Source organism: Halomonas sp. 3H (assembly GCF_024206005.1).
GTDB lineage: Bacteria > Pseudomonadota > Gammaproteobacteria > Pseudomonadales > Halomonadaceae > Halomonas > Halomonas campaniensis.
Genome location: NZ_CP100360.1, coordinates 860,346 through 873,028, shown reverse-complemented (window position 1 = coordinate 873,028; position 12,683 = coordinate 860,346). Strand labels below are relative to the sequence as shown.

14 protein-coding genes are annotated in these 12,683 nt (G+C 68.8%); 10 read left to right on the top strand and 4 right to left on the bottom strand.

Annotated features, from left to right (window positions below; translation table 11 throughout):
* Positions 1 to 98: 98 nt before the first annotated feature.
* The 3 genes from NFC98_RS04215 to NFC98_RS04205 all read left to right on the top strand — a co-directional run bounded on the left by NFC98_RS04215 (position 99) and on the right by NFC98_RS04205 (position 2,510).
* On the top strand, positions 99 to 1,007 hold the full coding sequence (locus NFC98_RS04215; RefSeq protein WP_254276892.1) for a LysR family transcriptional regulator: 909 nt from the start codon (positions 99 to 101) through the stop codon (positions 1,005 to 1,007).
* Positions 1,008 to 1,035: 28 nt separating this feature from the next.
* On the top strand, positions 1,036 to 1,818 hold the full coding sequence (locus NFC98_RS04210) for a sulfite exporter TauE/SafE family protein (RefSeq protein ID WP_254276891.1): 783 nt from the start codon (positions 1,036 to 1,038) through the stop codon (positions 1,816 to 1,818).
* A 137-nt stretch (positions 1,819 to 1,955) separates the two neighbouring features.
* Positions 1,956 to 2,510 (top strand): hypothetical protein, encoded by a 555-nt coding sequence (locus NFC98_RS04205; protein ID WP_254276890.1) that lies wholly within the window; start codon positions 1,956 to 1,958, stop codon positions 2,508 to 2,510.
* 19 nt (positions 2,511 to 2,529) lie between these two features.
* On the opposite strand, the gene NFC98_RS04200 is transcribed toward NFC98_RS04205, so the two are convergent.
* Positions 2,530 to 3,096 (bottom strand): NnrU family protein, encoded by a 567-nt coding sequence (locus NFC98_RS04200; RefSeq protein WP_254276889.1) that lies wholly within the window; start codon positions 3,094 to 3,096, stop codon positions 2,530 to 2,532.
* Positions 3,097 to 3,208: 112 nt separating this feature from the next.
* On the opposite strand from NFC98_RS04200, the gene NFC98_RS04195 reads away from it, so the two are divergent.
* On the top strand, positions 3,209 to 3,787 hold the full coding sequence (locus NFC98_RS04195; RefSeq protein ID WP_254276888.1) for a gamma-glutamylcyclotransferase: 579 nt from the start codon (positions 3,209 to 3,211) through the stop codon (positions 3,785 to 3,787).
* Here the strand turns inward: NFC98_RS04195 and NFC98_RS04190 are convergent.
* The gene (locus NFC98_RS04190) at positions 3,772 to 4,245 is read right to left on the bottom strand and encodes a phosphatidylglycerophosphatase A (RefSeq protein WP_254276887.1); all 474 of its coding nucleotides are present in this window, start codon (positions 4,243 to 4,245) and stop codon (positions 3,772 to 3,774) included. The genes NFC98_RS04195 and NFC98_RS04190 overlap by 16 nt on opposite strands.
* Positions 4,245 to 4,988 (bottom strand): tellurite resistance TerB family protein, encoded by a 744-nt coding sequence (locus NFC98_RS04185; protein WP_254276886.1) that lies wholly within the window; start codon positions 4,986 to 4,988, stop codon positions 4,245 to 4,247. The genes NFC98_RS04190 and NFC98_RS04185 overlap by 1 nt, the downstream gene beginning before the upstream one ends.
* Before the next feature lie 162 nt (positions 4,989 to 5,150).
* Between NFC98_RS04185 and NFC98_RS04180 the strand changes: the two genes are divergently transcribed.
* From NFC98_RS04180 to NFC98_RS04160, 5 genes are all read left to right on the top strand, one after another.
* Positions 5,151 to 6,407: a threonine ammonia-lyase gene (locus tag NFC98_RS04180; RefSeq protein WP_254276885.1), complete on the top strand. Its 1,257-nt coding sequence runs from the start codon at positions 5,151 to 5,153 to the stop codon at positions 6,405 to 6,407.
* A 122-nt stretch (positions 6,408 to 6,529) separates the two neighbouring features.
* The gene (locus NFC98_RS04175) at positions 6,530 to 8,263 is read left to right on the top strand and encodes an isocitrate/isopropylmalate family dehydrogenase (RefSeq protein WP_254276884.1); all 1,734 of its coding nucleotides are present in this window, start codon (positions 6,530 to 6,532) and stop codon (positions 8,261 to 8,263) included.
* A gap of 85 nt (positions 8,264 to 8,348) precedes the next feature.
* The gene (locus tag NFC98_RS04170; RefSeq protein WP_254276883.1) at positions 8,349 to 8,660 is read left to right on the top strand and encodes a monooxygenase; all 312 of its coding nucleotides are present in this window, start codon (positions 8,349 to 8,351) and stop codon (positions 8,658 to 8,660) included.
* 168 nt (positions 8,661 to 8,828) lie between these two features.
* Positions 8,829 to 9,353 (top strand): S-ribosylhomocysteine lyase, encoded by a 525-nt coding sequence (gene luxS / locus NFC98_RS04165; protein WP_254276882.1) that lies wholly within the window; start codon positions 8,829 to 8,831, stop codon positions 9,351 to 9,353.
* 37 nt (positions 9,354 to 9,390) lie between these two features.
* The gene (locus tag NFC98_RS04160; RefSeq protein ID WP_254276881.1) at positions 9,391 to 11,094 is read left to right on the top strand and encodes an ExeM/NucH family extracellular endonuclease; all 1,704 of its coding nucleotides are present in this window, start codon (positions 9,391 to 9,393) and stop codon (positions 11,092 to 11,094) included.
* Positions 11,095 to 11,310: 216 nt separating this feature from the next.
* Here the strand turns inward: NFC98_RS04160 and NFC98_RS04155 are convergent, their stop codons facing one another.
* A complete protein-coding gene (locus NFC98_RS04155; protein WP_254276880.1) occupies positions 11,311 to 11,583 on the bottom strand; it encodes a hypothetical protein in 273 nt (90 codons plus the stop codon).
* A 163-nt stretch (positions 11,584 to 11,746) separates the two neighbouring features.
* Here NFC98_RS04155 and NFC98_RS04150 point away from each other — a divergent pair, with 163 nt between their 5' ends.
* Positions 11,747 to 12,676, top strand: coding sequence for a LysR substrate-binding domain-containing protein (locus NFC98_RS04150; RefSeq protein WP_254276879.1), 930 nt, complete (start codon positions 11,747 to 11,749; stop codon positions 12,674 to 12,676).
* Positions 12,677 to 12,683 lie beyond the last annotated feature (7 nt).

Sequence of the window (12,683 nt, the reverse complement as noted above, 5' to 3'; positions counted from 1 at the left end):
CTGCCCAGACTAGCGCGATCACCGCCAGGATCAATTGAGTAATTCAAAACCAGTGTATAAGTTCAGCTCATATCACACCGGATGCCGAGGAGGCTTTCATGCAGGATCTCCAGGCCCTGCGCGCCTTCGTCAGCGTGGCCCGGGAAGGCAGCGTCTCCCGGGCCGCCGAGCGGCTGCACCTGACCCAGCCGGCGGTGAGCCTCAAGCTCAAGCAGTTCCAGGCGAGCCTGGGCCTCACGCTGTTCCGGCGACGGCCCAAGGGGCTCGCGCTCACCGAGGATGGCCAGGCGCTGCTGCCCGCCGCCGAGAAGGCCCTGGCCGCGGTGGCCGCTTTCGACCAGAGCGCCCGCGCCCTGCACAGCACCCTGCGCGGCCGGCTCAAGATCGGTACCATCGTCGACCCGGAGTTCATCCGCCTGGGCGCCTTCCTGCACCGCCTGGTGGAGCGTGCCCCGCAGCTGGAGACCGAGCTGTCCCACGGCATGAGCGGCAGCGTGCTGGAGCGGGTGCGCCGCGGCGAGCTGGACGTGGGCTTCTTCCTGGCCCCGCCCGGCGAGGGCCCCGGCAGGGAGACCCCCGAGGTGGCCCACCGCGAGCTGACCCACTTCCACTACCACGTCATCGCCCCGGCCGGCTGGGCGAGCCGCCTGGCCCGCACCGACTGGGCGAGCCTGGCCGCCCTGCCGTGGATCGTCACGCCGGCGGATTCCGTCCACCACCGGCTGCTGCACGGCGCTCTCGACCCGCTGGGCCTCGCCCCCAACGGGGTCGCCCAGGTGGACCAGGAGGCCTGCATGCTCGACCTGGTGCGCGCCGGGGTGGGCCTCAGCCTGGCCCGCGACGCCCTGGCCATGGCCGAGCGCCAGGAGCGCGGGCTGGTGGTGGCCGAGGGGGTACGGCTGCCCTGCGCGCTCAGCTTCATCTGGCGGCGCGACCGCGGCGAGGAGGCGGTGATCGCCGAGGCGATGGAAGTGCTCGACGGGGTCTGGGGCGCGCCGCCGCCATGATCGCTAACCGCTAGGAGACAACACGCCGATGGCCGAGCTTTCCGCCCTCCAGCTGACCCTGATCGGACTGATCTTCGTGTGGAGCGGCTTCGTCCGCACCAGCCTGGGCTTCGGCGGCGCGGTGCTGTCGCTGCCCTTCCTGCTGCTGGTGCACGACGAACCGCTGGTCTTCCTGCCGATCATCGCCATCCACCTGATGATCTTCTCCAGCTGGATCGCCTGGCGCGGCCACCGCCAGCTGGTCGCCGAGAACGGCGGCCAGGCACCGGCCGAGGGCAACATCGACTGGGCCTACCTGCGGCGCGCCATGAAGGTGATGATCATCCCCAAGCTGATCGGCGTGGTGGGCCTGCTGACCCTGCCCGGCAACGTGATGACCAGCATCATCTTCGTGATCGTGCTGGTCTACGCCGTGGGCTATGTGCTCGACAAGCCCTTCCGCAGCAACAACCGCTACCTGGATGCCCTGCTGCTGGCCCTGGGCGGCTACGTCAGCGGCACCTCGCTGATCGGCGCGCCGCTGATCATCGCGGTGTTTGCCACCCACGTGGCGGCCCACCAGCTGCGCGATACGCTGTTCGTGCTGTGGTTCATCCTGGTGCTGATCAAGATGGTCTCGTTCGTGGTGGCCGGCGTCGACCTGCAGCTGGTCCACCAGCTGTGGCTGCTGCCCTGCGCGCTGGTCGGCCATCTGGTCGGCGAGCGCGCCCATCGCTACATGCTGGCCAGCCGCACCAACCTCTATTTTCGGGTGCTCGGGGCGGTGCTCATCCTGGTCAGCGTGGTGGGGCTGCTGGCGCCGACGGGCTGATCACGCCCTCGGCACGGGCGAAATGGTTGCACCCGATCGCGCATGGGTCGCGAATCGGCCTTGACCACGGTCAAGAGCCTGACCCATGTTGATTGGCGTGACGCTGGATCTGGCGACATCGGCAGGATGCCGCCGCCATGACCAGTAGCAACACCAGGCAGCAACCCACGGAGTTGGCCATGCTGTTCATCGACACGCCCCGCAACACCCTTCACCTGGCGGATGTCGCGCACATCGCCGGCGGCAACGACGCCGCCTTCCGGCTGCGCCTGCGCCAGGAGGCGGCCCGCTTCTACCTGGAGCTCAGGGAGCTGGAGCCTTCCGCAGAGTACTACGCCGAGGCCGCCCGCTTCCTCGGCGACATCAGCGGGCTGGCGCTGACCCCCGAGCATGCCCGGGACCTGCTGATGCTCTACCCCCACGCGCGGATTCGCCTGGCGGCCTTCCGCTCCAGCCAGGACCTCGAGGTGCGCGAGAGCCTGGCCTTCGCCCTGGCCCACTTCCTGCTGGGCTGCCGCTGGCCCACGGCCAACGATCGCGTCGACGGCGACCGCTTCCTGGCCCTGCTTCGGCAACAGGCCCGGGCGCTGGGCTTCCCCTGCCACGACGGCCCGCCGGCGATGCCCTACACGGCAGGCCCCTTCGGCGACAGCCAGGAGGCGGCCCTGGCCGTCCCCGTGGCACCGCGCTGAGGGCCGCCCGCTCGTCGCCTCACATCACCGGCACGCCGGTGACCCAGACATGCAGGTGGAAAGCGAACAGGGTGTAGGCAACCAGGCCGACGACGACGGTGATGGCGGTACGGGCCAGGCTCGGTGACGCAGCCGCAGGCGCCGGACGACGCCGGGCGGCGCGGAAGTCGAACACCGCCCACAGCAGGAAGGCGCCGAAGAAGACGATATCGCCGAGCCGACCGTTGGCCAGCAGATGGGCGAAGGCCCACAGCTTCACGGCGATGATCATCGGGTGGCCCAGCTTCACCTTGAGGTGATTGCCCGGCACATAGGCCGCCACCAGCAGGATGAAGGCGGGAATCATCAGCAGCGACACGGCATGGCGCAGCCCCACCGGCGGGAACCATACCCAGGTGGGGTCGAGGCGCATCTGGCCATAGCCCCAGATCGCCAGCGCCAGGCCGACAACGGATACCACCGAGTAGGCGGCCTTCCACGGCAGCTCGCCCAGGCGGCGGATCTGCGCGCTGCGCCAGTCGTCGGCGACGATGCGCACCGAATGCACCCCCAGGAAGATCAGCAGGCCGAGAATCATCACGGTCATGGGACGGGCTCCATCAGCAGAAAGTGAACAGGCCGCCAGACTACCGCACCCGGGGGACCACGTCGCCCACGCCCCCTTCGACTTTCCCGCCGAGGCAACGCATCATGGGGGGATGACACTCGATACCACCCATCTCAACCGCCAGATGACCCACTTCGACGGCCACGACGAGATCTGGCTGTTCGGCTATGGCTCGCTGATCTGGAAGGCCGACTTCCCCTACCTCGAGCGCCGCCCGGCCCATATCCACGGCTGGGTGAGGCGCTTCTGGCAGGGCTCCCACGACCATCGCGGCACCCCCGAGGCCCCGGGACGGGTCGCCACGCTCACTCGCGAGCCGGGCGCCCGCTGCCACGGCATGGCCTATCGCATCACCCCGGAGGTGCTGGCACCGCTGGATGTGCGCGAGAAGAACGGCTACCTGCGCGAGGTCATCACCCTGTGCTTCGACGACCCGGCCGGCGGCCGCGCCGAGGGGCTGGTCTACCTGGCCACCGAGGACAACGCCGCCTTTCTCGGCGACGCCCCGCTCGACGCCATCGCCGAGCAGATCGCCCGGGCCCACGGCCCCAGCGGCCCCAACCGCGACTACCTGCTCCACCTGGCCGACGCACTGCAGGCGCTAGGCGTGGAGGATCCCCACGTCTCCGGCCTGGCTGCTCGCCTGCCAGGCGCTCAGGGCGACGCCTGACGCCGCCGCCACAGCGCGAGGCCGCCCGCCATCACCAGCCAGGTCATGGCCGCGGCTGCGACGTCATCGAGCACGATGCCGGCACCGCCGGGCACCGCCTCGGCCAGGGTCACCGGCGGCGGCTTGGTGCTGTCGAAGACCCGATAGACCACGAAGGCAGAGGCCATCGCCCAGGGCTGGCGCGCCCCCGCCTGGCCCAGCACTGCCACCGGGAAGGCGACGATCTCGTCGAGCACGATGCGCCCGTCGTCCTTGGCGCCCAACTGCGCCTCGGCCAGGTGGCAGACCGGCACCGCCGCCAGCAGCAGCGCCAGGGTGACGCCCGCCTGCACGCGGCGGGTGCGCCCCAGCAGCCACCAGGCCAGCGGCAGGCCGAGCAGTGAGCCCACCGTGCCCGAGGCCCAGGGCGAGAGCCCCAGGCCGAAGCCGGTGGCCAGCGTCATCAGTGCCGCTTCCATCAGCCGGCCTCGCGCGCCTGGTGCTCCAGCGCCGCGGTGACCTCGCCGGGCAGCGCCAGGGCCTGGCCCAGCTGGTCGAGCCAGGCGCGCTCCATGGCATTCTGCTCGTCGACCACTGCCACGCTGATCAGGTACATCTCGCGGGCCGCCTGGGGCGAATCGACCCGGCGAGCCAGGGCCTCGGCGTCCAGCGGAGCCGCCAGCTGGCGCTCCACCCAGGCGTGCAGCTCCTGGTCCGCGCCCAGGGCATCGATCTGCTGGGTGATCAGCGCCCGTTCCTGGTCGTCGATATGGCCATCGGCACGGGCCGCCATGATCATCGCCTGCAGCAGCTCCAGGCTGCGCCGCTCGCGGGCCTCACCGCCCAGACGCTCTACCGGTTCGCCCTCGGCGGGCGACTCGCCGCCCGGCCCGCGCGAGTTCTGCCAGGCCTTCCAGGCCAGCGCGCCCACCCCGGCGATGGCGCCGTACTTGAGCGCCTTGCCGCCCAGCTTGCGGCCACGCTTGGAGCCGACCAACAGCCCCAGGGCGCCACCGCCCAGCAGGCTCTTGACGTCCAGCCCCGAACCACCGCCCTGCCCGGCGGCGGCGCCCTCGCCGCCACCGCCTAGCTGGCGCGAGAGCCCGTCCAGCATGCCCTTGATATCCAGGCCCGAACCGCCCTGGCTCCCGCTGCCGCCCTGACGGCCCGACTGGCCACCGGCCTGCTGCATCAGCTGTTCCAGTATCCTGCTGGCATTCATCGCATGCTCCTCGTGAGTATCACCATGGAAGGGATGCCTGGATGGACTCTATCCCAGCCGCCGGGGTTCGGTAACCGTTTCCCTCGCGGGGTCGGCGACGCTTCGACAAGCGTATCGCGGCGACGCATCATGGGGGGCTCAGCCAACTCGGAGCCGCCCACCATGACCGTCACCCTCGACGACGTGCGCCAGGCCGCCGCCCGCATCCGGGGCAGCGTGGAGCGCACCCCCTGCCTGCGCTCACACACCCTCTCCCAGCTCACCGGCTGCGAGCTCTACATCAAGTTCGAGAACCACCAGTTCACCGCCGCCTTCAAGGAGCGCGGCGCCCTCAACCACCTTCTCTCGCTCAGCGCCGAGGAGCGGGCCCGCGGCGTGATCGCCATGTCCGCCGGCAACCATGCCCAGGCGGTGGCCTACCACGCCTCCCGGCTGGGCATTCACGCCACCATCGTCATGCCGCGGCACACGCCCAACCTCAAGGTGCGCAATACCCGCCACTTCGGCGCCGAGGTGCACCTGGAGGGCAACGGGGTCGCCGAGGCCGGCGACTATGCCCGGCGCCTGGCCGAGGAGCGCGACCTGGTGTTCGTGCATCCCTACGACGACGAACGGATCATCGCCGGGCAGGGGACCATCGCCCTGGAGATGCTCGACGAGGTGCCCGACCTGGAGTGCCTGGTGATCCCCATCGGCGGCGGCGGGCTGATCGGCGGCAACGCGGTGGCCGCCAAGGCGCTCACCCCCCCCATCGAGGTGATCGGCGTGCAGAGCGCGCGCTTCCCGGCCATGAAGCAGGCGCTGGCCGGAGAGCCGATCCACTGCGGCCTGGCCACCCTGGCCGAGGGCATCGCCGTCAAGCAGCCGGGCCGGCTGACCCTGCCCATCGTCCGCGAGCTGGTCAGCGATATCCGCCTGGTCGACGAGGCCGAGATCGAGCGTGCCATCCTGCTGCTGCTGGAGATCGAGAAGAGCGTGGCCGAGGGCGCCGGCGCCGCGGGGCTGGCCGCCGTGCTGGCCGAACCGGAGCGCTATCGCGGCCGCAAGGTGGGGCTGATCCTGTGCGGCGGCAACATCGACATGCTGGCACTCTCCTCGGTGATCCAGCGTGGCCTGGTGCGCACCGGGCGCATCGTGCGGGTGCGCGTGGCGATCCCCGACGTGCCCGGCTCGCTGGCCGAGCTGACCCGCCTGCTCGCCGAGCAGCGCGCCAACGTCATCCAGATCGCCCACCAGCGCACCTTCACCGACCTCTCGCTGCGCGCCACCGAGGTCGAGGCCACCCTGGAGACCCTGGGCAGCGACCACACCCGCGAGGTGATCGAGGCGCTGCGCGCCGAGGGCTACGACCCGGTCCTGCCGGCCAACGAGGTACATCCCGACGAGCGCTGGGCGGCCGATCCGGAGGGGCACGGGTAGCACGGCCTACGCCCTTGGCCGCCTGGCGCGAGCCCGGCGGCAGGCGTACCCTGTGCGCATTCTCACATCGCAGCGGTTTCCATCATCTCAACGGTTTACCTCATTTCAACAAGGGAACAGTGATGAGCAGCAAGATCAGAGTCGACGCCCCCCTCGTCATCCTGCACGGCGACGAGATGGCCCAGGTGGCCTTCGAGAGAATCCTCGACACCTTCGTGACCTCCCGGCTGGAGATGCCGCTGGTGGAGATCGACCTCTCGGCCGAGAATCGCCTGGTCACCAATGGTCAGGTGATCGTCGACGCCGTCGAGGCGCTGAAGACGCACGGCGTGGGAATCAAGAACGCCGGCATGACGGTCAACCGCACCCAGCTCGGCGAGCTGCTCGCCAAGCACCCCGAGATCGACGGCACCCGCCTGCATCCGCTGGCCACCAAGTCGCCCAACGGGGCCATCCGCAAGGGCATCGGCGGCAACATCACCCGCGAGGACATCGAGTTTCGCAACCTCAAGGTCTCCCGCCCGGCGTGGATCGACCGGGACATCGAGGTCGACACCATGGAGACCGGCGGCATCAAGGACAGCTTCAACGAGCTCTCCCGTGCCACCGGCGTGGTCAAGCTGATGTTCGTAGGAGCCAGCGGCGATCCGGTGGAGCTGCACCGCCGCGAGGTCAACAAGGGCGACCCCTGGCTGCTGGCCACCAACGACGTGGACGACGTCAGGGCCTGGGCCCACCGCTTCTTCCAGCGCGCCATCGGCGAGAAGCGCGATATCTACCTGGGCCTCAAGGACACCGTGATCGCCGGCTACGACGGCGTGATGCGAGCCGCCATCGAGGAGATCTTTGATCGCGACTACCGCGAGCAGGTCGAAGCGCTGGGGCTCTCCTACCACTACGAGCTGATCGACGCCCAGGCCGCACGCATCGTCGCCAACCCGCCGAAGCGCGCGCTGTGGGGCGTGCCGGACAACACCACCGGCCGCAAGCTCTACAAGCTGGTGGAGGAGCTCAAGCGCTACGGCATTCCCGACCGCAAGGCCCAGGTCTCCATCTCGCGCATGAGTGCCGGCGGCGGCGATCAGTACGGCAGCTTCAACGCCCCCGCCGCGGAAGACGGCATCCTCAAGGTGATCGTCGACGGCGAGGAGAAGCACGCGCGGCGGGTCCGGAAGGGCGACGCCATCCTGCTGATGTCCAACGACCAGGCGGCGATCAAGGACTGGGTGCTGCAGGTCTTCCGCGACGCCTCGCGCAAGGGCAAGGAGGTCTACTTCGGCCTCAAGCGCGAGTACATGGAGTACGACGAGGTGTTCAGCACGGCGATCACCGACGTGCGCCGCGAACTCGCCGAGGCCGGCACGCCGCCGCCGTCGTTCATGATCATGCGGCCCTCCAGCCAGCTGATCAAGATGATCACCGACCCGCCCCGCAACGCCCTCTATCCGGCGCAGAACCTGGACGGCGACATCTTCTCGGACATCTCCGCCGCGCTGGGCGGCAGCCTGGCCACCGCCAGCTCAATCATCGAGAGCAAGGACGGCACCATGCTGTTCGAGGCGCCCCACGGCACCGCCCACGACCTCTACCTGAAGTACCTCGAGACCGACGGCAAGGAGGCCCATTTCAACTCCTCCGCCCTGCTCTTCGCCGTGGCCAACGCCCTGGAGACCCTGGGCGAGCGCGAGGAGAACGCCGACCTGGTCGACTACGCCCACCGCCTCAAGGCGGCGCTGATCGATACCGTGGATGCCGGCATCATCACCGGCGACCTCAAGGGCAAGACCACCGACCCTGCCACGGAGACCATCGTCGACATGCAGGGCTTCCTCGACGCCGTGGCCAGCCGGTTGTAATCCCCCACCGGGGGGCGTGGGCCTGCACAGCGGCAGGCCCACGCCCCGACTTCATGCAGTGACGCTCCACAACCAGGAGGCCCCCATGGCCGTGATTCTGCAGGTACATTTCCCCTTCGAAGGCCCCTTCGGCGAAGCCATGGTGGAGGCCATGACCCCGCTGGCCCGATCCATCAACGATGAACCCGGCCTGCTGTGGAAGATCTGGACGGAAGACGAGGCAGGCAAGCGCGCCGGCGGCGTCTACCTGTTTGCCACCCGCGAAGACGCCGAGGCCTACCGGCAGATGCATACCGCCCGCCTGGAAGGCATGGGCGTGACCGGCATCGAGGCGCAGATCCTCGAGGCCAACGAGGCCCTCTCGGCGATCAATGGCGGGCCGCTGGAGCGGGGTTGAGACGCGCCATGAGGTGATCCAGGAGGCCCGACTCCCACCCTGCTGTTTGCCAGGGCGAGATGCCCCTCGCTTCCGGTTGGCGGACAGGTGCCGTGGCGAGATACCATGCCCGCAGCGCGAGCCACCAACGCCGACGCATCCCTCAACTCATCACCGGCAGGAGTCGACATGCCCCTACTCGACAGCTTTACCGTGGACCACACCATCATGACTGCCCCGGCGGTGCGCGTCGCCAAGACCATGCGCTCCCCCTCGGGCGACACCATCACCGTCTTCGACCTGCGCTTCAACAAGCCCAACGAGGACATGATGGGCGAAAAGGGCATTCACACCCTGGAGCACCTGTTTGCCGGCTTCATGCGCCAGCACCTGAACGGCGACGGCGTCGAGATCATCGACATCTCCCCCATGGGCTGCCGCACCGGCTTCTACATGAGCCTGCTGGGCAGCCCGAGCGAACAGCGCGTCGCCGACGCCTGGCTGGCCGCCATGCATGATGTGCTTAACGTCGAGCGCATGGAGGACATCCCGGAGCTCAACGAGTACCAGTGCGGCACCTACCAGATGCACTCGCTGGAAGAGGCCCAGGAGATCGCCCGGGGCATCATCGCGCAGGGTGTGGGCGTCAACCGCAACGATGACCTGGCCCTGAGCCCCGACAAGCTCAAGGCGCTGGGCAACGACCTCGCCTGAGCGCCACCCCGCGAGCGACGCCCACTGACGCCATCCCATGGCAGCTTCCCGCGCCCTGACCACCCTCGCCGCCGGCCTGCTGGCCCTGCTGCTGACAGCCATGCCGGCGGCGGCCGATTGCCCCGCCCCCTCCAGCGTCGACCTGGCCACTATCAAGGGCGTTGGCGGCGCCCCGGCCCTGTCCGAAGGCCAGGCGGTGGTGGCCGACGGCGTGGTGACCGGCGCCTTTCTGGGCCGCGAGCGTCTCGATGGCTTCTATCTGCAGCAGGAAACCGAGCAGGGCCCCGTGGGGCTGTTCGTCTACATGCCCGCAGCCACCGAGCGCGACATCGCGCGCATCGTCCCGGGCCGCCACGTCCAGCTCCACGCCCGGACCGGCGAGCACCGCGGCCAGATCCAGCTGCAGCGGGTCGATCGCGTCGAGATCTGTGCCCGCGACCGGCTGCCGGCACCCGAGGCGCTGGCGTGGCCTCTGGATGAGGAGTCACTGTCGCGCCTGGAGGGTCGGCTGGTGACCTTCCCCCAGCCGCTCACCGTCACCGGCAATGACGAGCTCGCCCGCTACGGCGCCCTCGCGCTTTCCACCGAACGCCTCTTCCGGCCCACCAACACATCCGGCAACGACCCGGAGCGCGCCGTCCTCATGCTCGACGACGGCAGCTACCGCACCTTTCCGAGCCCGATTCCCTACCTGAACGACGACGGCACGCGTCGCGTCGGCAGCCGGGTCGCGGGGCTGACCGGGGTGCTTGCCAACGCCTTCGACGCCCACCGCCTGCACCCGACCGAGACGCCTCGCTTTCAGGAGACGAACCCACGCCCTGCGCCGCTTGACGCGCCGGGGGAGCGGCTGCGGGTGGCAACCTTCAACGTGGAGAACTACTTCACCACCCTGGGCCAGCGCGGTGCCGCGGATGCCGACGCGCTGGAGCGCCAGCGGGCCAAGCTCGCCGCCGCGGTAGCGGGCCTGAATGCCGACATCCTCGCGCTGGTGGAGGTGGAGAACGCCCCACGGGCGCTGGCCGACCTGGTCGAGCAGCTGAGCCTGCGGACCGGGATGCGCTATCGCGCCGTGGGCGGCCGCGCCAGCCGCGGCGACGATGCCATCAAGGTCGCCCTGCTCTACCGGCCGGACCGGGTGGAGGCCGTGAGCGAGCTTCATGCCGACGGCGACCGCGTCCACCACCGCCCGCCCCTGGCGGCCTTCTTTCGCAGCGTGGAAGGCGGCCCCGCCTTCGGCGTGGTGACCGCCCACTTCAAGTCCAAGACCGGCTGCCCCGCCCGGGGCGACATCGACCGCGGCGATATCGATCAGGGCCAAGGCTGCTGGAACGAGCGCCGGGTGGCCCAGGCCCGGGCCATGAGCGCCTTCCTCGGGCGCCTCGCCGCCGAGGGGAACGAACGGCTGCTGCTGATCGGCGACCTCAATGCCTACGGCGCCGAGGATCCGATCCGCACGCTGCTTGATGCCGGCCTGGTCGACCTGCTGGCCCGGGAGCTGCCCCCCGAACGCCGCTACAGCTATGTGTTCCGCGGCGAGTCGGGCTACCTGGACCACGCCCTGGCGAGCCCCGCGCTGGCCGCAGATGTGGCGGCCGTCCGGCCCTGGCCCATCAATGCCGACGAGCCCCGCTTCCTCGGCTACGATGGCCCGGAGAGTGCCGCGCGTCTCTTCCGCCCCGACCCCTTCCGCTCCTCGGACCATGACCCGGTGGTGGTGGACCTCCTGCCCGGGCGATAGCTGGCCCGGGGCCAGGCGAGGGCGGAAACCGAAGGGCGCCTCTATCCCCCAAGGGCCAGTCAGGGGAATCAGGCGATGAGCCTGCCGCCCGTGATGCCAGGCCGTTCTGGCCTCCGCTCACGAACACGGGGAGACGAGCCGGCGCCCTTCTCCCCGTGTGACTGTCGCTCAGGCGGCATGGGGCTGAGCGCGATCCCCGATCTCAGAATGAAGGAATCAACGCGGCCGGTAATTGAACTCCTTGAGGGAGATCAGGCCGTCATGGTTGCGATCCAGATAGAGGAAGTTGGCCGGCAAGGTGCCTGCCTCCGCCTCTTCCCGGGAAATGACGCCATCCCCGTTCCTGTCCAGGCCCTCGAAGCTGTTCTGCCCTGTGCTGGCCGAAGCGGGGGGGATCGGCTGATTGAATTCAGCGGAGCCCCTTTCGGCAAGGGCAATACCTGAAATGAGGGAAAGGGCGATGAAAAGTGCGGCTTTCTGGTTTTTCATGAATCAGTCCTGGGTTGGTCAATGTGGAGCGAGCCATCCGTGTGAAGGCATGTGTTGCATTATAAGGTCGCCCCAGCTATTTAATAGCAGGCTAATTTTTAACTTTGCGTTTCCCCAGGGAAACGACTAGGGTCCTTTCCTCGTATCTGGAAACCCGCGTGCCATGCATGACCTGAACGACTATTTCTATTTTCATGCGGTGGTGACTCACCGAGGCTTCTCTGCCGCCTCCCGGCACATCGGCGTCCCCAAGGGCACGCTCAGCAAGCGAGTGACAAGGCTGGAGGAGCGGCTCCAGCTGAGGCTGCTGGAGCGCTCGACTCGGATAGTCCGCCCCACGGAAGTGGGCCAGGCGTTCTACGAGCATTGTGAAACCATGCTGGCAGGCGTAGAGGGAGCAGAGACGGTGGCGGCCCAGGCGCAGGCCGAACCGAACGGTACCGTTCGCCTCAGCTGCCCCCAGGGCCTGATTCACAACCTGATCAGGGAAATTCTGCCCGACTTCATGAAGCGCTACCCCAAGGTGCGGGTCCATATGCAGGTCTTCGAACGCCGGGCTGATTTGCTCGAGGACCGCTTGGACATCGCCATCCGGGTGCGGACTCGCCCGGACATGGCCGATGCCTCCCTCGTTATGCGTCCGCTAGGCCAGAGCCAGCTGGTACTGGCAGCGAGCCCTGCCATGCAGGCCGAGCATGAACTCCCCGCCACCATCGACCAGCTGGCCGAGGTGCCGACTCTGTCTATGGCCGAGGAGTCCGATATGGCCCAATGGGAGCTGCACGGTCCCGATGATGAAACTCGGATCATCACACTGCGTCCGAGACTGGTGTGCAGCAATTTCGACATGCTGCTGGCGGCCGCCCGCGAGGGGCTTGGCGTAGCGCTGCTGCCCAACAACGTCTGCCAGCCGGACCTGGACTCGGGTGAGCTGATTCGAATACTGCCGGAGTGGCGCACGCCCTACGGGACGATCCAGGCGGTCTTCGCCTCTCGCCGGGGGCTGGTCCCCGCGGTCAGGGCGCTGATCGACTTTCTTGCCGAGGCGATCCCCTGCAAGCTACCCATGAACGAGCAATCTACCGCCGGCTGACCGTTCG